This is a genomic window from Chelatococcus reniformis, from assembly GCF_014640075.1.
Lineage (GTDB): Bacteria > Pseudomonadota > Alphaproteobacteria > Rhizobiales > Beijerinckiaceae > Camelimonas > Camelimonas reniformis.
The window spans coordinates 767,022-787,728 of the sequence record NZ_BMGG01000001.1; the positions used below are offsets into that span (position 1 = coordinate 767,022).

Annotated in this window: 17 protein-coding genes; 12 read left to right on the plus strand and 5 right to left on the minus strand. The window is 66.8% G+C overall.

Annotated features, from left to right (window positions below):
• Window positions 1-82: 82 nt before the first annotated feature.
• The 4 genes from IEW34_RS03255 to IEW34_RS03270 all read left to right on the plus strand — a co-directional run bounded on the left by IEW34_RS03255 (window position 83) and on the right by IEW34_RS03270 (window position 5,396).
• Entirely contained in the window at window positions 83-1,114 is a 1,032-nt protein-coding gene (locus IEW34_RS03255; protein WP_188607663.1) for an acyl-CoA dehydrogenase family protein, read from the plus strand.
• 95 nt (window positions 1,115-1,209) lie between these two features.
• Window positions 1,210-2,199, plus strand: coding sequence for an AAA family ATPase (locus tag IEW34_RS03260; protein ID WP_188607664.1), 990 nt, complete (start codon window positions 1,210-1,212; stop codon window positions 2,197-2,199).
• A gap of 160 nt (window positions 2,200-2,359) precedes the next feature.
• On the plus strand, window positions 2,360-3,880 hold the full coding sequence (locus tag IEW34_RS03265; RefSeq protein WP_188607665.1) for a VWA domain-containing protein: 1,521 nt from the start codon (window positions 2,360-2,362) through the stop codon (window positions 3,878-3,880).
• A 517-nt stretch (window positions 3,881-4,397) separates the two neighbouring features.
• Window positions 4,398-5,396 (plus strand): LysR family transcriptional regulator, encoded by a 999-nt coding sequence (locus IEW34_RS03270; protein WP_244641717.1) that lies wholly within the window; start codon window positions 4,398-4,400, stop codon window positions 5,394-5,396.
• Here IEW34_RS03270 and IEW34_RS03275 read toward each other — a convergent pair.
• From IEW34_RS03275 to IEW34_RS03290, 4 genes are all read right to left on the minus strand, one after another.
• On the minus strand, window positions 5,330-5,992 hold the full coding sequence (locus IEW34_RS03275) for a nitrile hydratase subunit alpha (RefSeq protein WP_188607666.1): 663 nt from the start codon (window positions 5,990-5,992) through the stop codon (window positions 5,330-5,332). The genes IEW34_RS03270 and IEW34_RS03275 overlap by 67 nt on opposite strands.
• 121 nt (window positions 5,993-6,113) lie before the next feature.
• A complete protein-coding gene (locus IEW34_RS30885; RefSeq protein WP_188607965.1) occupies window positions 6,114-6,419 on the minus strand; it encodes an SH3-like domain-containing protein in 306 nt (101 codons plus the stop codon).
• Window positions 6,416-6,745 (minus strand): SH3-like domain-containing protein, encoded by a 330-nt coding sequence (locus IEW34_RS30890; protein WP_188607667.1) that lies wholly within the window; start codon window positions 6,743-6,745, stop codon window positions 6,416-6,418. Before IEW34_RS30890 ends, IEW34_RS30885 begins: the two co-directional genes overlap by 4 nt.
• 12 nt (window positions 6,746-6,757) lie before the next feature.
• Complete coding sequence (locus IEW34_RS03290; protein ID WP_244641719.1) at window positions 6,758-7,987, minus strand: CmpA/NrtA family ABC transporter substrate-binding protein; 1,230 nt, start codon at window positions 7,985-7,987, stop codon at window positions 6,758-6,760.
• A gap of 697 nt (window positions 7,988-8,684) precedes the next feature.
• Between IEW34_RS03290 and IEW34_RS03295 the strand changes: the two genes are divergently transcribed.
• From IEW34_RS03295 to IEW34_RS03320, 6 genes are read left to right on the plus strand one after another with little or no spacing between them, the layout of a single operon-like run.
• On the plus strand, window positions 8,685-9,695 hold the full coding sequence (locus tag IEW34_RS03295; RefSeq protein WP_188607669.1) for an ABC transporter substrate-binding protein: 1,011 nt from the start codon (window positions 8,685-8,687) through the stop codon (window positions 9,693-9,695).
• Complete coding sequence (locus IEW34_RS03300) at window positions 9,692-10,513, plus strand: ABC transporter permease (RefSeq protein ID WP_244641720.1); 822 nt, start codon at window positions 9,692-9,694, stop codon at window positions 10,511-10,513. The genes IEW34_RS03295 and IEW34_RS03300 overlap by 4 nt, the downstream gene beginning before the upstream one ends.
• Window positions 10,510-11,346 (plus strand): ABC transporter ATP-binding protein, encoded by an 837-nt coding sequence (locus IEW34_RS03305; RefSeq protein ID WP_188607670.1) that lies wholly within the window; start codon window positions 10,510-10,512, stop codon window positions 11,344-11,346. Before IEW34_RS03300 ends, IEW34_RS03305 begins: the two co-directional genes overlap by 4 nt.
• 17 nt (window positions 11,347-11,363) lie before the next feature.
• Entirely contained in the window at window positions 11,364-12,791 is a 1,428-nt protein-coding gene (locus tag IEW34_RS03310; RefSeq protein WP_188607671.1) for a metal-dependent hydrolase family protein, read from the plus strand.
• 3 nt (window positions 12,792-12,794) lie between these two features.
• A complete protein-coding gene (locus IEW34_RS03315) occupies window positions 12,795-14,390 on the plus strand; it encodes a hypothetical protein (RefSeq protein WP_188607672.1) in 1,596 nt (531 codons plus the stop codon).
• The gene (locus IEW34_RS03320; RefSeq protein WP_188607673.1) at window positions 14,390-15,346 is read left to right on the plus strand and encodes a CobW family GTP-binding protein; all 957 of its coding nucleotides are present in this window, start codon (window positions 14,390-14,392) and stop codon (window positions 15,344-15,346) included. The genes IEW34_RS03315 and IEW34_RS03320 overlap by 1 nt, the downstream gene beginning before the upstream one ends.
• 33 nt (window positions 15,347-15,379) lie before the next feature.
• On the opposite strand, the gene clpB is transcribed toward IEW34_RS03320, so the two are convergent.
• Window positions 15,380-17,995: an ATP-dependent chaperone ClpB gene (clpB, locus tag IEW34_RS03325; protein WP_188607674.1), complete on the minus strand. Its 2,616-nt coding sequence runs from the start codon at window positions 17,993-17,995 to the stop codon at window positions 15,380-15,382.
• A gap of 376 nt (window positions 17,996-18,371) precedes the next feature.
• Here clpB and IEW34_RS03330 point away from each other — a divergent pair, with 376 nt between their 5' ends.
• The gene (locus IEW34_RS03330; protein WP_188607675.1) at window positions 18,372-19,559 is read left to right on the plus strand and encodes a CaiB/BaiF CoA transferase family protein; all 1,188 of its coding nucleotides are present in this window, start codon (window positions 18,372-18,374) and stop codon (window positions 19,557-19,559) included.
• A gap of 323 nt (window positions 19,560-19,882) precedes the next feature.
• On the plus strand, window positions 19,883-20,659 hold the full coding sequence (locus IEW34_RS03335) for an MOSC domain-containing protein (protein ID WP_373288183.1): 777 nt from the start codon (window positions 19,883-19,885) through the stop codon (window positions 20,657-20,659).
• Window positions 20,660-20,707: the final 48 nt, after the last annotated feature.

Sequence of the window (20,707 nt, forward strand, 5' to 3'; positions counted from 1 at the left end):
GACTTGTGGTCTATCGCCGTGGACTAGACATCCGCCACAGCTGTTCCATCAAGGTGAGATGGCTCCGACGCGAGGAAACGTCATGCAGGCACCGACCGCCGCACCACCCGTGCACCGCTCGACCGCCGAATGGCTGACCGAGGCCAAGGCGCGCGGCTTGTTCCGCGTCGGCCTGCCCGCGCCCTATGGGAGCGACGGCGGCTACCGGGCCATCGCGGCGACGGCACGCGACCTGATGGCCGAGAGCGGCCGTCCCGGCATCGCCATGTCCTTCGCGGTGCGCCAGCTGGTCGGCCGCTTCTTCATCGCCGAGAGCGGCACCGCGGCGCAGAAGGCGCGGTGGCTGCCGCGGCTCGCCGCCGGCGACGTGCCCACGTCGATCGCCATCTCGGAGGCCGGTGCCGGCGCCCACCCCAAGCTGCTCACCACGCGAGCCGAGCGCATCGATGGCGCCTGGCGCCTCACCGGCGAGAAGGCCTGGGTCACCAACGCTCCGGTCGCCCAGCTGATCGTCGTCGTCGCCATCGTCGGCGAGGAGAACGGCCGCAAGCGCTACGGCGCCTTTCTGGTGCCGCGCGACACGCCGGGCCTGGTGATCAAGGCCGGCGCCGACGCGGGCAAGCACGGTGCCCACTGCCCGGTGGCCCTGGAGGCCTGCGTGGTGCCCGACGAGGCGCTGCTCGATCCCGGCGGCGACGCCTATGCCAAGCTGGCGCTGCCGTTCCGCACCCTGGAGGATTCGATCGCGGCCAGCGTCCAGGCCGCAGCGCTACGCCATGTGCTCGAACAGGTGGCGCCGGCCGTGCCGGCCGAGTCCATGAGCGAGCTGGGCGCCCTCGTCGGCTTGTCGTCCCTGCTCGACCGCGGCGCCGAGGCCGCCGCCGCCGCGCTTGATACGGGTAACGGCCACGACACGGCGGCGCTGGTCGGCGTGCGCCTGCTCGCCGCCGACGTGGTGGAGCGCATCAAAGCGCTGCCGGGCGGCGGCGCCGATGGGGCGGCAGTCGCCAAGCTGCTGGCCGAGGTCGAGGCGATGGAGAACGTGGCGCGCCGCGCCCGCCTGGCCTATCAGGAGAGGCTGGCGACGGCGCTCGTCAAACGCCACCAAGCCTAGGGCGCTTCTACGCGCTTGAGCATTTGCTCCAGCGTCGATCCACATGAAGATCCGGGATGGCTGGATCGCACGCATACGAGACACGGACATCCGCTATGACGCTTGAATCCCTCCGCGTGGCGCCCGGCCCGGTCGCCGACAAGCCCGCAGCACGGCGGCCGGCCGATGAGGTCGCCCTCATCCACGACCGGCTGCGGGCGCAGGGTTACATCTCCTCCGAGGCCATCGCGACGGCGCTGTTCGTGTCGCAGCGGCTGGAGAAGCCGATGCTGGTCGAAGGGCCGCCCGGCGTCGGCAAGACCGAGCTCGCCAAGGCGACCGCCGCGGTCACCGGCAAGGCGCTGATCCGGCTGCAATGCTACGAGGGCCTGGACGAGGCCAAGGCGCTCTACGAATGGAAATACTCCAAGCAGTTGCTCTACACCCAGGTGCTGAAGGACAAGCTCGCCGACGTGCTGAGCGGCGCCGAAGGCCTCAAGGCCTCCCTGGCGCGGCTGCACGAGTTCGACGACACCTTCTTCAGCGAGGAGTTCCTGGAGCCGCGGCCGTTGCTCAAGGCACTGCGGCATCCGGGCGGGGCGGTGCTGCTGATCGACGAGATCGACAAGTCCGACGACGAGTTCGAGGCCTTCCTGCTCGAGCTCCTGTCGGACTACCAGATCTCGATCCCCGAGCTCGGCACCGTGGCAGCCGTCGTCAAGCCGATCGTGTTCCTCACATCCAACAACACACGCGATTTGAGCGACGCGCTGAAGCGGCGCTGCCTGCACCTGCACATCCCCTTCCCCGATCAGGCGCTGGAGCGGGCCATCATCCGCTCGCGCGTGCCCGAGGCGGAGGAGCGGTTGCAGATCCAGCTCGTCACCTTCGTGCAGAACCTGCGTCAGCTCGATCTCAAGAAGGTGCCGGCGATCAGCGAGACCATCGACTGGGCGCGGACCTTGGTGCTGCTGCACGCCCGCGAGCTCGACCGCACCTTGGTGGAGACCACGCTCAACGTGCTGCTCAAGTTCCAGGACGACATACAGCGCGTGAACGAGGGCCTGACGGACCTGCTGAGCAAGGCCACATCGGCCACGCGCTAAGCGCGGTGAGGTGCCGCATGTCTGACCCGGCCATCCACCGTCGCATTCACATCAGCCCGGCAGGGCTGGCCGAATGGCGCGCTCACCAGTGGATGGATGGCCGGGTCAAGCCCGGCCATGACGTTAGGACCGTTGCGCCCCCTATGAGCCGGAGCCCGTCATGACCCAGGTCCTCGGCGATTTCATCAAGGCGCTGCGTGAAGCCGATGTGCGCATCTCGCCTTCGGAGGTGATCGATGCCGAGGCGGTGCTCGGGCTCGTCGGCTACGACGACCGGGCGCTGCTGGCCAACGGCCTGTCCCAGGCGCTGGCCAAGTCGAGCGAGGACAAGGCCGCCTTCTGGGACACCTTCGACCAGTTCTTCGCCTTCGCAGCGTTCGACCAGCCGCCGCCCGCCGGCGCCGCCGGTGACGAGGGAGAGCAGCAGGAAACGGCGCAGGGGCAGGACGGCCCGGAGGAAGGCGAGGAGGGCGAGAGCGAAGAGGCCGGCGTCTCCGGCATGGCCTCGTCCGGCGGCTCCGGCCAGGGCGCGGGCAAGGCCACCGGCCAGTCCGACAGCCAGGGCGACAAGGCCGACGGCGGCGGCCAGGCGCCGGCGGCGGAGGCCGAGCCGGCGAGCCTGGGCGAGCAGCTGGCCGCCCTGCTCGAGAAGGGCGACGCCGCCCAGCTCGCGCTGAGGCTGGCCGAGGCGGCCCAGCAGGCGGGCCTCTCGGACATCCGCTTCTTCACCCAGCGCGGCATGTACCAGTGGCGCATCCTCCAGCTGATGGGCAGCGAGGAGCTCGGCCGCCTGGTCGAGCAGGGCGAGGGCGCGGCCGACCCGGCCGTGGCGGCGCGCGCGCGCCGCCTGCGCGGCCTCCGCACCAAGCTGCACGAGGAGGTGCGCGACTACGTCGAGCGGCAGATGGAACTGTTTGCCGGCAACGAGGGCCGGCGGCTGCGCGAGGACGTGCTCGCCCGCCAACGCATCGGCCAGCTCGACCGCTCCGACATGAAGGTCATGCAGGGGCTGGTGCGCAAGATGGCCAAGCGCCTCGTCTCGCTGCACTCGCGGCGGCGGGTGAAGGCGCGCCGCGGCCAGCTCGACGCCCGCCGTACCATCCGCGCCAATATCGAATTCGAGGGCGTGCCGTTCTACACGATCTGGAAGAAGACCAAGGTCGACCGGCCGCGCGTGATGCTGATCTGCGACGTCTCGGGCTCGGTCGCCCAGGTGTCGCGCTTCCTGCTGATGTTCCTGCACAGCCTGCACGAGGTGCTGCCGGACGTGCGCTCCTTCGCCTTCTCCAGCAACCTGGGCGAGGTGACGGAGCTGTTCGAGACGGCGCCGGTGGAGGTCGCCATGGGCCGCACCATGCAGCGCTACGGCGGCTCCACCGACTACGGCCACGCGCTCATGGACTTCGAGCGCCTGGCCATGGCCGACATCGACCGCCACACCACGGTGATCATCCTGGGCGACGCGCGCTCCAACTACGGCGATCCGCGCGCCGACATCCTCAAGCAGATCCAGGACCGGGCCAAGCGCGTGCTGTTCCTCAACCCCGAGCACCGCGCCCGCTGGGGCTCCGGCGACAGCGAGATGCCACGCTACGCCCCCTATTGCAGCCGCACCATCACCTGCGCCTCGCTGCGCGACCTGGAACGCGTCGTCACCGACCTGGTGCGCACGGCAGCGTAAGAGCGGGCCGTCCGCACCCGCGGCGAGGCAGGGTCCGACGCTGTCCGAATGGACCGCGAGGCTGAAGGCGCCGCCGGGATCGTCGAGCACATCACGCCCGGCGCGGCGAACCAACCTCGATCCGGCGACCGCCGAACGGATCCTGGACATGCCGCGCGCCCGGTCGCGCGCGCCTTCCGGCTCGCATCGCGGATCGCCGTCGGTCCGAGGGAGACGCCGTGGCCCGGCGTCGCACCGGGGCGGACGACCGGCCACGGCGGATGGTCGCGGGTCGCCGCCGCAGCGAAGCGTAGCTTCTCCCACTGAACGCCTGTTATAAAAATAGCCGCTCGTCGTAACGCCGCCCGCTCGGAGGTGGCCTTCACCCGAGCGGGGAGAGGCGCTCCAGGTTCGAAAGCGAGAGCGTGTCCGTGCCGTCGGGCGAGGGCATCCTATGAACCGGGCGCTCTCAGCTTGCGACACGCCGCTCAGGCCACCCGCGGCCGCACCGAGGACGTCCCCAAGCATGGCTCTCAACTTGAAGCAGCTCCGCTATCTCGTCGCCCTCGCGCGCCACAGCCATTTCGGCCGGGCCGCCGCCGAATGCGGAATCACGCAGTCGGCGCTCTCGCAGGCCCTGCGGCAGCTCGAGGCAGACTTCGACGTCCCCATCATCGACCGCCGCAATCAGGGCTTCGGCGGATTCACAACGCAAGGCGCGATGGTGCTCGACTTCGCGCGACGGACGCTGGATCACCACGAACATCTTGTTCAGGACATCACGTCGGCTGGCGACGGACTGGGCGGCCACGTGCGCATCGGTGTGATCCCGGTCGCCATGCCCGGCATCTCGATCATAACGACGGCGTTCAACAAGCTCCATCCCCACGTCAGCGTCTCCGTGACCTCGCTCAACTTCACGAATCTCAAGAGAGGACTAGAGAACTTCGATATCGACGTCGGCATCAACTACCTGGACCACGGCCCATCGACGGGTCTGCGACCCTATTTCCTCTATGACGAGAGTTACTTCCTGATCGCGCCGGCCGAACACGCCATTGCCGGAAAAAACTCTGTCACCTGGACGGAGGCCGGCCGGCTGCCGCTGTGCATGCTCACGCCCGACATGCAGAACCGTCGAATACTGGACCTTGTCTTCTCCAGCGTCGGGGCTTCGCCGCGCACGGTGCTCGAGACCAACTGTGCACTCGCCCTCTGCTCTCACGTGCGGCCTGGTCACTGGTTCGCTGTCGTTCCGAACACATTCTTCCTGATGGTCGGGGACTGGAGCCAGACCCGCGCCATCCCCCTCGTCGAGCCCGAGATCACCAACTCGATCGGCATGATGGTGCTCGAGCGGGAGCCACAGCCGCCGGCCGTGCGGGCCTTCATCGACGTCGCGGAGGACATTCGCATGGCCGATGAGCTGATGCGCTACACGCCGGTGCATCTCAAGGACGGTGAGGCCGGCTACGCCACCGGGCCGACCACCGACACCCCGATCATGCAGTCGCGGGTGATCAGCCCGGCCAGTTGATCTTCGCCGAGCCCTTCGCTTCCCTTGGGCCGCTGCGGCAGCACGAGGTAGCGCATGTCGGCGTTGCTGTCGTGCACCAGCACGCGGACGCCGTCGGGAAGAACCAGGCCGAACTCCTCGAGCACCGCACGCGGCTCGCGGACGGCGCGGGCGCGGTAGGCCTTGCTGATGTACCAGGCCGGCGGCTGCCCGAGGATCGAACGCGGATAACATGAGCAAAGCGTGCAACAGACGAAATTGTGGGTGTCGGCATCGTTCGCGACCACGATCAGCTGTGCCTCTCCGACGCCGATGCCGAGCTCGGCGACGGCCGATTTGCCGTCGGCGAGCAGCCTTGTGCGAAAATCGTCGTCGACCCAGGCACGTGCCACGATCTTTGCGCCGAGATGAACGCCGGGCGCCTCGATCCGCTCGATCTCGCGGCGCACCTCGCCCGGAAAGACCAGGCCTCGTTCGACGAGCAGGGTCTGCAACGCGTCGACCAGGATCTGTCCTTCGATGTTGCCCGCCTCGTCCTCGACGACGAGAGGCTCATGGCCGTCATGCGCGTGATCATGCGAATGGGCGTGGTCGTGCGTGTGCTCTTGGTCGCTCATGGTGGCCTCCCGAGAATGGCGGTTCAGCGTTCGATCAGCGGGACGCCGGCAGGAACAAGCTCAAGGCATCCGTCACCGGTCGGGCCGGCGATTGGGCCGGGGCATGGCTTCGGCGAGTCTGTCAGTCCGCACGGACGGCGGCCTCCACCGGATTAAGCCAGTGGTCGTAGAGCTCGATGCAAAGCATGTCGGCCGGCAAGCCCCGATAGTCTTTCCACAGGTCGGTCATTGCAAAGCCGACCCGGTAGAGCGGGACGACCGGGCCCGCGACGTTGCCGATCGCGAGGTCCTCGGGATTCAGGAACGCACCGCAGCGATGCAGTACCACCCCGCTGTGCCGCCGCACGTAGAACGGGGTGCGGACGTGCCCGGACTTGCCCAGATCGAGAACCAGCACCCTGTCCCCGGCATCGAAGCGGGGTATCATGGCTGGCACGGAACCGGCGTTTCCCAGCGGGCGCGGGCATCGGCGATCGCCGCATCGAGCTCCTCGCGCGTAAAGACCTCCTTCTCGATCAGAACGTCGATCATCGCCTCGATACGCCGGCGGTAGAAGGACAGCTTCTTGTATTTGTCCTCCCCGAAGGACTCGAAGCCCCGGCGCAGTTCGTCGAGCGACATCATGCGGCGTGTGCCGTCGCCCAGCAGGTTGCGTATCGCCTCCACCTGCTTCTCCCATTGCAGCCAGGGCAGCTCGACGATCGGGATGGCACCGGCGGCATTCCCGCCGATGTCGTGGTAGCCGCGTGTCATGAGGCGCCTCCGTCAAATGCGCTTGATGGCGAAGCTGTCGACGTAGGCCTGGGGCGCCGATGGATCGAACGTCCTGCCCATGACGACCGGCTTGAAAGGGTCCTCCGTCGGCGCCTCGAAGCCGATATCCCGCATGCGCTTTGCAGCGTCGGTCGCGAGAAACACCTGCTTGGCTACCGCCTGGTAATCGGTGTCGGCCGGTACCATGTCCCAGCGCCGCAGCTGCGTCAGCAGCCAGATCGCCGTCGACCGATGCGGAAGCGCCTTGAAACCGATGCGGTCGGGTTCGCTGACCACGCCGCCGAGGCCGTCGGCGTAGCGTCCCACGAGTACTTGCTCCAGCACCGTCTTGGGCTGGTTCAGATAGGCCGCGGGCGCGAGCAGTTCGGCCACCTGCTTGCGGTTTTCCTGCTTGTCCGCGAACTCGGTCGCGCGGGCGACGGCGCGAAACAGCGCCCCATAGCTGTTCGGATTGTCCCCGATGAGCTTGTCGGTGACCGAGACCACGCAGCAGGGATGGTTCGGAAAGATGTCGCGCGTCAGCATATGCAGGAAGCCGACCCCTTCGAACACCGCGCGCTGGCCCCAGGGCTCAGCGAACAGCATGCCATCCAGATTGCCCGAGGCCATGTTCGCCACCGAGTCGGGCGGCGGGAACACCCTGAGCTCGACATCGCGGTCGGGATCCAGGCCGTGCTCCGCGAGATAATAGCGCAGCAGCATGGCGTGCATCGAATGCTGGTGCGGAACGCCGAACTTGAAGCCCTTCCAGCCCTTGGGGTCACGTCTATCCTTGTGCCGGACGCTCAGCGTGATGGCGTTGCCGTTCACGTTCTGCACGGTGGACACGTAAGTATTGAGGGCCGGCCCTCCGATGCCCATCGACATGGTCATCGGCATCGCGAGCACGAGATGGCTGGCGTCGAACTCGGCCGAGAGCAGCTTGTCGCGCACGATCGCCCAGCCGGGCGTACGGGCGAGGTTCACCTCCAGTCCCTCCTTGCCGTACTCGCCCATGGCCTGGGCGAGCAGGAGCGGAACCGTGCAGGTGATCGGCACGTAGCCGACATTGAGCTTGGCCTTCTCGGGCTTGGCGGCCTCCTCCGCGATCGCCTTGGCGGTGGAGATCGGCAAGAACTGGGTGAGCGCGGCAAGCGCCGTCGAGGCACCGACGGCCTTCAGGAAGGCACGGCGGAACATGGGCTCCGGCGCGATCGCGGCGAGCATGGCCGTCTCGACCATCCGACCGATCCGGCTGTCGATCCCCTCACAGGCACGGCCGCCCGCCGTCTGCGCGGGCGGCTCGCGGTGCGCATCGAGCGCGCCGCAGCCGCAAGCGCAGCGCCGACTGAGCTTATGAGGGTGATCTGAATCGACCATATCGCGGCCCCCGTAAAGGGATGGGTTCGTGCCCATGCCCAGCAATACCTGTGCCAATCACTTCCGCCGCGCGGGGAATAACAATCTACTACCGAAAACAAACGTTTCGATTAAGAATGCTAATGTCGCTATTAGTCCGGTACGCTTCTTTCTCGGGCACAGTCCCGAACAGAATTTAGACTATAACTCTCCAGCGTACTGATCCATCCTGCGGTGAAGCTTCTCCGTGTTCACGCTCGACATCGCCGAGAAGAATGCAGATATCGTGTGCCAGCGGATCAGAAAAAAAGGATGATTATTGCACGGCAACGTGCAAATTTGCACTGGATCAAGTTCAGACAGACGCCGCCTCCAAAATTCGGGCCCGATCCAGCGCCCGGAACTGCCAATTAGCGCTGCTAATCTCGACATTATGAGTCGGCTGCCCTGCGTGAATGCAAGATCAGTCTGAAATATGGACTGGCGCGGCTTACTTCAATCAGATCCATTTATCCCGATATGACGCCGCTTGATCGGCCATGTCCGCCGCGAGTTGCAGCGACAGAGGGAAAAGCCACAAATGTCGACGCTCAGGAAGCTCACGCGGCATGCTCTCGTCGCGGCCACCACACTCATGCTCGCCACGGCCCCGGCCGCCGCCGGGCTGACCGAGATCAAGGTCGGCCATCTCGTCGCGCTCGACATGGCGCCCCTCTTCGTGGGCAAAGAAGCCGGATGCTTCGAGAAGCAAGGGCTCGACGTCGAGACGGTGTTCTTCGCCAACCCCGGCGACAACAACGCCGCGCTGGCAGGCGGCGAAATCGACTTCAGCATCAATCCGTTCACGCTGCCGTTCTTCGCAGCCAACGCCGGTGTGCCGATCCGCACCATCGCGGGCGCCGGCGGCTGGGGCATCATGCAGGTCATTGCCGATGGCTCCCTCGGCATCAAGTCGATCGCCGATCTGAAGTCGTATATCGACAGCCATCCGCAGAAGAAGCTACGTTTCGCCTCGCTCCAGGGCGACACGCTCGAGTTGATCCTGACACGCATCTTCAAGGAGCATGGGATCGCGCCGGACAAGGTCGAAATCATCAATTTCGACGACCTGCTCGCGATGGTCGACGCCTTCCGCAGCGGCCAGGCGGACGTTCTCAGCCACATCAAGCCCTATACGACCGACTTCATCGTCAACAAGGGCGCGACGCTCATCTCCGACAACGCCGCGGTGTGGACGCCCCACACCCCCAACACGGTGGTCAGCGTCCTTGAGAAGACGTTGACGGACAAGCCGCAGATCGTGGAGGCCTATCTGAAGGGCGCGATGTGCGGGGCCGCCATCATCAACGGCGACCCGAAGAAAGCGGTATCGCTCCTGACGAAGAAGGACAGCCAGTATTATCGCGTCAGCCCCGACGTTCTGCTGTCGGCCTTCGAGAACGCGCCGGAGCCGATTTCCTTCACCGTCGACATCGGGGCCATCCAGTCGGTGGTCGATGACCTGACCGCTCTCGGCTACATGAAGGGGAATATCAAGGCCACCGACATCTATCGGATGGACATGATCAAGAAGCTCGAGAACGCTAAGTGAGCGAGCTTCCTCTGCGTGTCTCTGCGACGACCCGGCGTGGCGGCGAGCGTATGCGCGCCGTCGTGCTGGGAACCTTGTCGGTGTGCACGGTTCTGGCCGCCTGGGAATACATCGGCCGACAGCAGGGCACTGCAATCGCCGCGGTCGCCCCGCCGCCGTCGGTGTTCCTGAGCTCGCTGGCGGAAAGCTCGTTCAAGGTCGGGCTTGGCTCCCAGGCGGTCCCGATCTGGCAGGCGGTCATGTCGAGCCTGTTCCGGGTCATGTGCGGAATGGCAATCTCGTTCGTTGCAGCCGTCGTGACGGGCGTCTGCATGGGGATGTCCCGGACCGTGACGATGCTGATCTCCCCCATCCTCCGTCTGATGGCGCCGATCGCGCCGATCGCCTGGATTCCAATCGCCATCGTGGTGTTCGGCATCAACAATTTCACCGCGATGTTCATCGTCTTCATGGGCGTCTACTTCATCTTGACGATCGCTACTCTGGCGGAGATCGAGCGGCTCCCGCCCGAATATCACATCATCGCGGAGAATCTCGGAGCCCCGACCTGGAAGCGTTGGGTGTTCGTTGTGTTTCCGGCCGTGCTGCCGGGCGTCTTCGGCCTTCTGCGGATCAACTTCATCGCGGCGTGGATGGCGGTGCTCGTGGCCGAGATGATCGGCCTGCGCGACGGTCTCGGCACCATCATCATGATGGGTCGCAACCTCTTCAACAGTCAGCTCATCATGTTCGGCATGCTCGTCATAGGCCTTTGCGGCTTCCTGATCGACGTCGTCCTGAAGACGATCGGTAAGTATGTCTTCTGGTGGCGCGTATGACGTTTCCGGTCAACGAGCGAGGGCCGCCGCTCGTCGAAGCGTCCCGCGTCACCGTCGCCTACGAGGGCTCCAAGGGGGAGCAGATCGTCGCCCTCGACGGTATCGATCTCAAGATCGCGGCCGGCGAGTTCGTCTGTCTGCTCGGCCCGTCCGGCTCCGGGAAGACGACGCTCCTCAAAATTCTTGGAGGCTTCCAGCTGCCGAGCCTGGGCGGTGCTCTATATCGGGGCAAACAGCTCGCTGCGCCGACATCTCAATTGGTGATGATCTTTCAGGAGCCGAACCTGTTCCCCTGGCTCACCGTCGAGAGGAACGTTGCGTTCGGTCCGCGGATGTCGGGGAGATATCGAGCCGGCACGGCCGCCCGGATCGACGACCTTCTCATGACCGTCGGCCTGCATGAAGCGCGCGCCCGCTATCCGCACCAGCTCTCCGGCGGCATGCGCCAGCGTACCGCCATCGCTCGCGCTCTCGCGACCGAGCCCGAGGCGCTCCTGCTCGACGAGCCGTTCAGTGCCCTCGACGTCGCTCTGCGGCGGCGCATGCAGCGGTTCGTCCGCAGCCTTTGGGAAACCCGCAGGACCACGATGGTCATGGTGACGCACAGCATCGAGGAAGCGCTCCTGTGCGCCGAGCGGATCGTCGTGCTCGGCGGGCGGCCCTCCAGGATCGTCGAGGATCTCGACGCGTCCTCGCCAGCGCTGAAGGATCGCTATTCGCCGGCTTTCGCCGATACCCAAAGGAAGCTCGAAGCGCTGATCGATCCGTTCGAAGACGATATCGGCGACGCGCAAGAACCCGCCGGCGCCGTTGCCCGCGCCATGCCCAGATAGCTCACGAGGAGATTGGGATGCCGACGCTTTTCAAGGACGCCGCCAAGGTCATTGTCGGAAACGGCGACGTGCTCGAGCATGTGTCCGTGCGGATCGACGGTAACGTGATCTCGAAGATCGGAAGGAACCTGCCGCCGGACGGCGCGGACATCGTCGATTGCACGGGAAAGGTGGTGATGCCGGGCTTGATCGACGTCCATGTCCACATCGCGATGTGGGCGGGCGAGGTCGATTGGGGCAACATTCTCGACATTCCCGACGAATATCTGGCGATGCGGGCCACGACGTACTTGCAGTGGTGGATCCAGAACGGCTTCACGACGATCTTTGAACCGCTCGCCCGCCGCGACCTCCCCTTCGAGATGCGCCGCGCCCTTCGCGACGGCGTGATCGCCGGCCCTCGTCTGCTCGTATCCGGTCCCGCCATCGTCGGCACCGGCGCGCGCGGCATGTTCTTCGGGCCGCGCGAGATCACCGGCGTCGACGATGCACGCCGTGCCGTCCGCGAGCAGATCAGCATCTATCGCAACGCCGACATAGTGAAGATCATGGCCACGAGCGAGATGCTCACCGGCCATGTCGAGAGCCGCGTCCAGCTCACCGCGGAAGAGATCGCGGCCATGGTCGACGAAGCCCACAAGGCGGGCGCCCCCGTGCACTGCCATGCGTATGGTGGCCCCGGCGTCAAGCTGGCGGTCGACAATGGCGTCGACCTCATTGTCCACGGAGCACCCATCGGTTGGGAGTTCGAGCCGAACCTCGCCCAAGGAAGCTGGCAGCTGCAGCGGCGCATCGACGGCGGCAAATTCGAAAACACCGACTACATGGGAAACTACGACCTGATGGCGCGGAAGGGCACGTTCTGGGCGCCCACGCTGAGTTATTTCTACAAGATCTACTTCGAACACTGGGAAGAATTTCAACGCAAGATCAATCCGTTCATCGTCGGCCGCGCCCAGCTCGTCGGCGAGAGCATCGAGCGCAACTTCCGCCTCGCGCACGAGGCCGGCGTGCCGATCGTCCTGGGCAGCGACACCGGCATGCCCTTCACCTACCACGGCGATGCAGCGTGGGAGCTCCGTCTTTTCGTCCGCTTCGGCATGTCGGCGGGCGAGGCGATCCAGGCCGCCACCGGGCGGGCGGCAAAGGCACTCTGGATCGATGATCGGACCGGCACCATCGAGGTCGGCAAGCGCGGCGATGTCCTCGTGCTGGGGGCCGATCCGCTCGCCGATATCGCGGTGCTGAGCACGCCCGGCGCCATCGAGAAGGTGTATCTCGAGGGCAAGCTGTCGGCCGAGAACAACCGCGCCGTTCCTGTCTCGCGCGAGAGCATGATGGCCCAGCTCGAGAAGCTGGAGACCCTCGACGAGTTGCTCACCCACCGTTCGCCTTACGACAACGGCGCGCTGGGCAAACGCATCGTCACCAGCACCAAAGCCTGACCCATGCCGGTGCGGGCCCGATCGTCGGAACGGATCATCGAGCTTGCGGTCGAGATCGAGGCGCTGGCCGCGGCCGGTGCTCTCGATGAATCGGCAGAAGTGGCGATCGCCCGTCTGGTCGAAAGCGACGCCGGCGATCCGGCCGCCGCCGCCGTCGCGCTTGCGTATCTGGCGCGGCTCGACGGCGCACGCGCGCGCCTGTTCGTCTCGGGGCTGCGGCCGCATGCCCGTCTTGATCTGGCTCGTGCTATGCTCGTCGTCCAGCAGCAGATGGCGGTGCGCATACTGGGGGCAGGTTGCCTGAGCGGCCTCCTTGCCGAATCCCGCGACCCGTGGTTCCACCACCAGGTCGCTCTAGCCCTCGCGAGCAGCGTCGTCGCCGGCAGCCACGCCTGCCTGCCGGTCCTGTTGGATCCGGCACGCAAGCGGCTTGCCGTTGCGCTAGCCGAACGGGCGGGACGCAACGACGGCCTCCCGGCCCCCGATTTCCTAGGAGAAGAAGAAGGGGGTGTGGACGCCGGCGCGTTTACGGCATTCTGCTTCGGGCTCCTGTGCGGACGCTACGTGGAACAGTTTCCCGCCGCGTCGGGCCGCCTCGCCGTCGCGGCGTGGCGCGACCTTGAGAGAAGCGTTCGCGGCCGCGCCATCGAGCTTTCCACGGGCGGCGCGCGGATCTATCTGGCGACGCGCGAGGCGGCAGGGGTCGCCGCGGCCGATGCCGACATCAAGCTGTCTCGCCCGCCCGACGCCGCCAAGCCGTCCGATGATGCACCCAATCCGGCACATCGCCTGTGCAGGCGTGCCGAACGGGCGGAGCCGGACGAGATCCCGGCGCTTGTCCAGGCTGCATCGGCGCTGACGCGTCCCACCTGGCGCCGCGAGGCGCAGCTCGTGCTCCTGCGTCGTGCGCTCACCCTGAAGATGCCCGTCTCACCCTTCGCGTTCGGTCTGCGCCACGCCGATCTCGCGGCAGAGATCGCTGCGGCTCGCCTGGCGGATGGCGACGTCCGCCGCCTTCGCGGCTCGTCCTGGACGAGGATCGATCTCGATCGGCGACTTCGCATCCTCACCATCCTCATCAGCCGGCTTGGGGAAAGCGTGGCAGTGTCGTCCGCCGAGATCGACCTGCTGCTCGACGCCTTGCTGGCGATGCCCGCCGCCGTCCGCAGCATCCTGGCCGAGCGCCTGCTCTCCGCGGTGGGCCAGAGCGCCAGCCTCAGTCGCGATCATCTTGCGCGTCTGTCGGCCGACGAATACGCGCTGCGCGACGATGTTCTCGTGGTTCTGGCGCGCACCTACGCCCTGCGCGGCGAGACCGCGCTCGCCAAATCCACGACGAGGCGCGCCGAATCGCTCGCCGAATGTCGCCACTCGCAGGACATGACGATCCGTCTGTCCGACATCCTCCTGTCGCCGGACGGCGCGCCCGGCGACCGCGTTCCTGCCGTCCTGTCGAGCCTTGCCATGATGGCCGACGCCGATCTCCCCGCCGCGCTCGGCCTGTGCGGCACTCACCTCGACGCGCAGGAGTATCGAAGGGCTGTGGCCGACGTGATCGTGCGCAGTCGCGCCATCGAGGCGTTTCCGGAGCTGCTGTGATGACGATGCAAACGCCCGTAATTCTCGTGTCGGGCACGTTGGGCTGCGGCAAGACCACCTATGTCCGCACCCTCGTGCGCGACAATCCGGGCGTCAGGTTCGGCGTCGTCGTCAACGAGTTCGGAGAGGTCGGCGTCGACGGCGATCTCTTGAGCCCGTATGTCCCGGACATCGTCGAGATCCGCAACGGCTGCATCTGCTGCGTCACCCAAGACCAGTTGGTGCCTGCGGTCCGCGAGGTTTCCACGAGATACGCGGTCGATGTGATCGTGATCGAAACTTCGGGTGCGGCCGATTCGACCCCTGTCGCTCGCCAGATCAGCCTGCTGGCGCCCGTCGTCAGCCTGAGAGCGCACATCGTGATCGGCGACTGCACGCTGGCCGCTGACGAGGCGACGCGCGATCGCAGCTATTGCAACGCGCTAGCGAGCGCGGGGATCATTGCGCTGTCGAAGAGCGACATCGCCGACACGGCCCGCATTTCGGGCTGGCGCGCATTCGCGGCGAGCTTCAATCCGCGAGCCCTGCTGCTGGACATCCGCCAGTGCGAGGCGACGCTCGCAACGCTCCTGTCGTCGTCGAGAGCGGAGGCGGACGGCGACGCGCCGTCGGCGCACGCCGCGCACGGCTACGTGAGCGTCTCCCGCACGGTGGGCGACATGACCGAACGGCAGCTTCGATCGCTGTCGGAGAGGATCGGCGCCAAGGTGCTCCGCATGAAGGGCATCGTGCGGGTCGACGGCCAATGGAGCGAGATCCAGCGTGTCCGCACGCGGCTGACGATCGAACCCTACGAGGGCCGGCCGCCCCGCGAAGGACGCCTGGTGTTCATTAGCCGGGAACTCTTCAAGCTCTCGTTGCAGCGCCTCGTGAAGGAGAGCCTTGCCGCCTCCGTCGTCGGCGATGACCCTCTCATGCCGGCTCCAGGATACCGTGCGACGGGAGGGAATGGCTGACGGGGGGAGGCGCGCCTCCCCCCCCCGACGGCGTCAGTTGAGCGCCGCGCCGGCGGGCCGCTTGTCCGCCACCACCGGCTCGTTGCCGATGATCAGGCCCAGCGGCCCGGCCGTCACCGGCACGCGCTCGCCGTCGCGGATCTGGCCCGACAGGATGAGCTCGGCCAGCACGTCCTGCACGTTCTTCTGGATCACGCGCTTCAGCGGCCGGGCCCCGTAGGCCGGGTCGTAGCCCTTGTCGGCCAGCCACTCGCGCGCCGACGGGTCGACGTCGAGCACGATCTTGCGCTCCTCCAGAAGCTTCGCCAGCCGCTTGAGCTGGATGTCGACGATGGCGCCCATCTGCTCCTTCTTGAGCCGGTGGAACAGGATGATCTCGTCCACCCGGTTCAGGAATTCCGGCCGGAAGTGGCTGCGGACCACCGCCATCACCTCCTCGCGCACCGCCTCGCTGTCCTCGCCGGCCTTCTGGGCGACGAGAAACTCGGCGCCGAGGTTGGAGGTCATGATGATCAGCGTGTTGCGGAAGTCGACCGTGCGGCCCTGGCCGTCGGTGAGCCGACCATCGTCAAGGACCTGCAGCAGCACGTTGAACACGTCCGGGTGCGCCTTCTCGATCTCGTCGAACAGCACCACCTGATAGGGCCGCCGCCGCACCGCCTCGGTCAGCGCGCCGCCCTCGTCATAGCCGACATAGCCCGGGGGCGCGCCGATCAGCCGGGCGACCGAATGCTTCTCCATGTACTCGGACATGTCGAGGCGGATCAGCGCCGTGTCGTCGTCGAACAGATAGGAGGCGAGCGCCTTGGTCAGCTCGGTCTTGCCGACGCCGGTGGGGCCCAGGAACATGAACGAGCCGATCGGCCGGTTGGGATCCTGCAATCCGGCGCGGGCCCGGCGCACGGCCGTCGCCACCGCGACCACCGCCTCGTGCTGGCCGACGACGCGCTTGGCGAGCTCCTCCTCCATCTTGAGCAGCTTGGCCCGCTCGCCCTCGAGCATCCGCTCGACCGGCACGCCGGTCCAGCGCGACACCACCTGAGCGATGTTGTCGGGCGTCACCGCCTCCTGCACCACCGCCGAATTCTCGTTGGCCTCCACGTCCGCCAGCTCCTTCTCGAGCTGCGGGAGGATGCCGTAGGTCAGTTCGCCGGCGCGCTGATACTCACCGCGCCGCTGGGCGTTGGCGAGCTCGTTGCGGGCCTCTTCCAGCTTCTTCTTGAGCTCGGCGGCTCGGCCGAGCTTGTCCTTCTCGGACTGCCACTTGCTGGTCAGCGCCGCCGACTGCTCCTCGAGATCGGCCAGCTCCTTCTCCAGGCGCTGCAGACGGTCCTTGGAAGCGGCATCGCTTTCCTTCTTCAGCGCCTCGGCCTCGATCTTCAGCCGCACCACCTCGCGGTCGATGGAATCGAGCTCCTCGGGCTTGCTGTCCACCTGCATGCGCAGGCGCGCCGCCGCCTCGTCGATCAGGTCGATTGCCTTGTCGGGCAGGAAGCGGTCGGTGATGTAGCGGTTGGACAGGGTCGCCGCCGCCACCAGGGCCGAATCCTGGATGCGCACGCCGTGGTGCTGCTCGTAGCGCTCCTTGAGGCCGCGCAGGATGGAGATGGTGTCTTCCACCGTGGGCTCGGAGACGAACACCGGCTGGAAGCGCCGCGCCAGGGCGGCGTCCTTCTCCACGTGCTTGCGGTACTCGTCGAGCGTGGTAGCGCCGACGCAGTGCAGCTCGCCGCGTGCCAGCGCCGGCTTCAAGAGGTTGGAGGCGTCCATGGCGCCGTCCGCCTTGCCGGCGCCGACCAGGGTGTGCATCTCGTCGATGAACAGGACGATGCCGCCTTCCGCCGACTGCACCTCCTCCAGCACGCTCTTGAGGCGTTCCTCGAACTCGCCGCGGTATTTGGCGCCGGCGATCAGCGCCCCCATGTCGAGCGCCAAAAGGCGCTTGTCCTTGAGGCTCTCGGGCACGTCGCCGTCGACGATGCGCTTCGCCAGGCCCTCCACGATCGCGGTCTTGCCGACGCCGGGCTCGCCGATCAGCACGGGATTGTTCTTGGTGCGCCGCGACAGCACCTGGATGGTGCGGCGGATCTCCTCGTCGCGGCCGATGACCGGATCGATCTTGCCGTCGCGGGCCGCCTGCGTAAGGTCGCGGGCGTAGCGCTTCAGGGCGTCGTAGGCCTGTTCGGCGGAGGCGCTGTCGGCGGTGCGGCCCTTGCGCAGCGCTTCGATCGCCGCGTTGAGATTCTGCGCGGTCACGCCGGCGGCGGCCAGCGCCTTGCCGGCTTCGCTGTCCTTTTCGATGGCCAGCGCCAGCAGCAGCCGCTCGACGGTGACGAAGCTGTCGCCAGCCTTTTCGGCCGCCTTCTCGGCCGCATCGAAGACGCGTGCCAGCGCCGGCGACAGATAGATCTGACCCGATCCGCCCTGCACTTTGGGCAGCTTGGCGAGCGCCTGCTCCGTGAGCTGAAGGGCGAGCCGCGACTGGCCGCCGGCGCGATCGATGAGGCCCGCCGCCAGGCCCTCCGGATCGTCCAGCAGGACCTTCAGAAGATGCTCGGGCGAGAACTGCTGATGGCCTTCACGCAGCGCCAGCGCCTGCGCGGACTGAAGAAACCCTTTCGACCGGTCGGTGTACTTCTCGATGTTCATGGATGGCACTCCTACGGGCCGCCGATGAAGGCGCACCCTGATGTGGTCCCTCGAATGAGGCAACCTCGCACAAACGGTGCGGCGTCCATTAGATTCGCCGCACCGCGAAAACCTTCCGGCGCCTCGGGGGCCGCCGCACAGCCTATGTAGGTGTTGCATCACGGCAACAGCAAGGTCGGCCGGCCAGATTTTTGTGGGGGCCCCTCCCCCATCGCGCGCGGGATGTCCATGCCCGGATGGATTTCCCCTTTGCCGAAACGCGTTCTAAATTGAGGCTCATAGCTCCCCCTGGTCGGATCCGCGGCGGCCGCCGGGGCAGGAGCACGTTCCTGCGCCGGAAAGCCGGATGCGGCGGGCGGGACAAGGGAGGTCAAACGTGTCGAAGGTACTTGCTGGCATTCGGGTGCTGGATTTCGGGCGCTACATCGCCGGCCCGTATTGCGGGGCCCTGCTGGCCGACTACGGCGCCGACGTTATCCGTATCGAGCGGCGGGGCGGCGGCGAGGATCGCTTCGTCGCGCCGATCTCCGAGGGCGGCGACGGCGGCATGTTCATGCAGATGAACCGCAACAAGCGCAGCCTCACGCTCGACCCGATGCGGCCGGAGGGGGCCGAGGTGGTGCGCCGGCTGGTGGCCAGCGCGGACGTGGTCATCGCCAACCTGCCCGCCTCGACCCTGAAGACCATGGGGCTCGACTACGACAGCCTGCGGGCGGTCAAGGAGGACGTCATCCTCACCACCGCCTCGGCCTTCGGCGCCGAGGGACCCTATTCCGAGCGCGTCGGCTTCGACACCATCGGCCAGGCCATGTCCGGCGCCGTCTACATGACGGGCGAACCGGGCCAGCCCTACCGCTGCTTCGCCTCCTACGTGGACTTCGGCACGGCGCTCGGCCTCGCCTTCGGCACGCTGGCGGCGCTGATGGAGCGCAGCCGCACCGGCCGCGGCCAGGTGGTGGAGGGCGCGCTGCTGCGCACCGCCATCAACATGATGGGGCCGACGCTGATCGAGCAGGCGGTGCTCCAGGTCAACCGGGTGCCGACCGCCAACCGCGGCCAGACATCGGCGCCCGCCGACATCCTGCCGACGAAGGACGGCTACGTGCTGGTCGCTGTCGTGGGCCAGCCGCTCTACGTGCGCTGGGCCAAGCTGATGGGCAACACCGATTTCTGGCTCAACGACCCGCGCTTCAAGGACGACCTGGCGCGCGGCGACAATGGCAAGCTGATCAGCGCCCGCATGCGCGAGTGGTGCGCCGAGCGCACCACGGCCGAGGCCATCGCCGCGCTCGAGGAGGCGCGCATCCCCGCCGGACCGGTGCTGTCGCCGCAGCAGGCGCTGGACGACCCGCACGTCAAGGCCACCGGCTACCTGAAGCCGGTGGACTTCCCCGGTCTCGCCACGCCCGCACCGATTCCGCAGAGCCCGATGATCCTGTCGGAAACCCCCGGCGAGATCCGCCACCGCGCGCCGACCGTCGGCGAGCACACGGAGGAGATCCTTCTCGACGTCGGCTATACTGCGGCCGACATCGACCGCCTGCGGGAAGCGAAGGCGATCTAGAGCATTTCCGCGTTTCCTCGAATCGCCGAAATGCTCTATCTGTTTGATTTATCGCGTTTTCTTCACGCGAACCGGCGTCCACTTCGCTCGAAAACGCGCTAGAGCGCCTCTTGATCGGGTGGAACCACCCGATCAGGGAGAAGCGCTCCAGATTCAAAGACTTGGAGCATTTCTAACCGATCAGATGATTCCATCTGATCGAGAAATGCTCTAGGGAGCTCGGCCCCGTGAATTTGATCCTTTGAGCGGATGGAATGGTCGGGTCGAGCCCGGCCATTCCGTTCCCCTATCAACGCGCCGGCAAATTTCTGCTATCGAGCCCCATGCGCGTCGTCACCATTTCCCGATATCCCATCAAGGGTCTGTCCGCGGAGCGGCTGACCGCCGTCGATCTGGAACCCGGCCGGGTGATCGCCGGAGACCGGCGCTATGCCATCGAGAACGGGCCATCCGGCTTCGATCCGGCGGCGCCGGGCTATCACCCCAAGGTGAAGTTCCTGATGCTGATGCGCAACGAGCGGCTGGCGGCCCTCGACACGCGCTTCGACGACGCCACCACGACGCTCGCCATCCGCGATCGGGCCAGCGACCGCGTGCTCGTCTCGGCCGATCTGTCCGCCGCCGCCGGCCGCGCCGCCGTCGAGGCGTTCTTCGCGGACCACATGGCGGACGAGCTGCGCGGGCCGCCGAAGGTGTTGGAAGCGGCGCGCGCGCCTGCTCCGTTCAGCTTCTCGGATGTCGCCGCCAAGGTCGTCTCGATCATCAACCTGGCGAGCGTCGCCGAGATATCGGCCCTGGTCGGCACGTCGGTCGATCCACGGCGCTTTCGCGGCAACCTCACCGTCGACGGTCTGCCGGCCTGGGCCGAGCTCGACATGGTCGGCGCGACCCTGGAGACAGCCACCGGCGCCCGTCTCAAGGTGGTCAAGCGAATCGTACGCTGCGCGGCCACCAACGTCGACCCGCAGACGGCACAGCGCGATCTCGACATCCCGCGGGCGCTGATGCGCGCCTACGGGCACATGGATTGTGGTGTCTACGCCGAGGTGGTGACGGCCGGCCGCCTGGCCGAAGGCAACATCCTGCGGCCCTCCGCCTGAGGCTGTCGCCGACGGGGCGGCAGCCGGACTCGGCCTCGGGCACCCCAC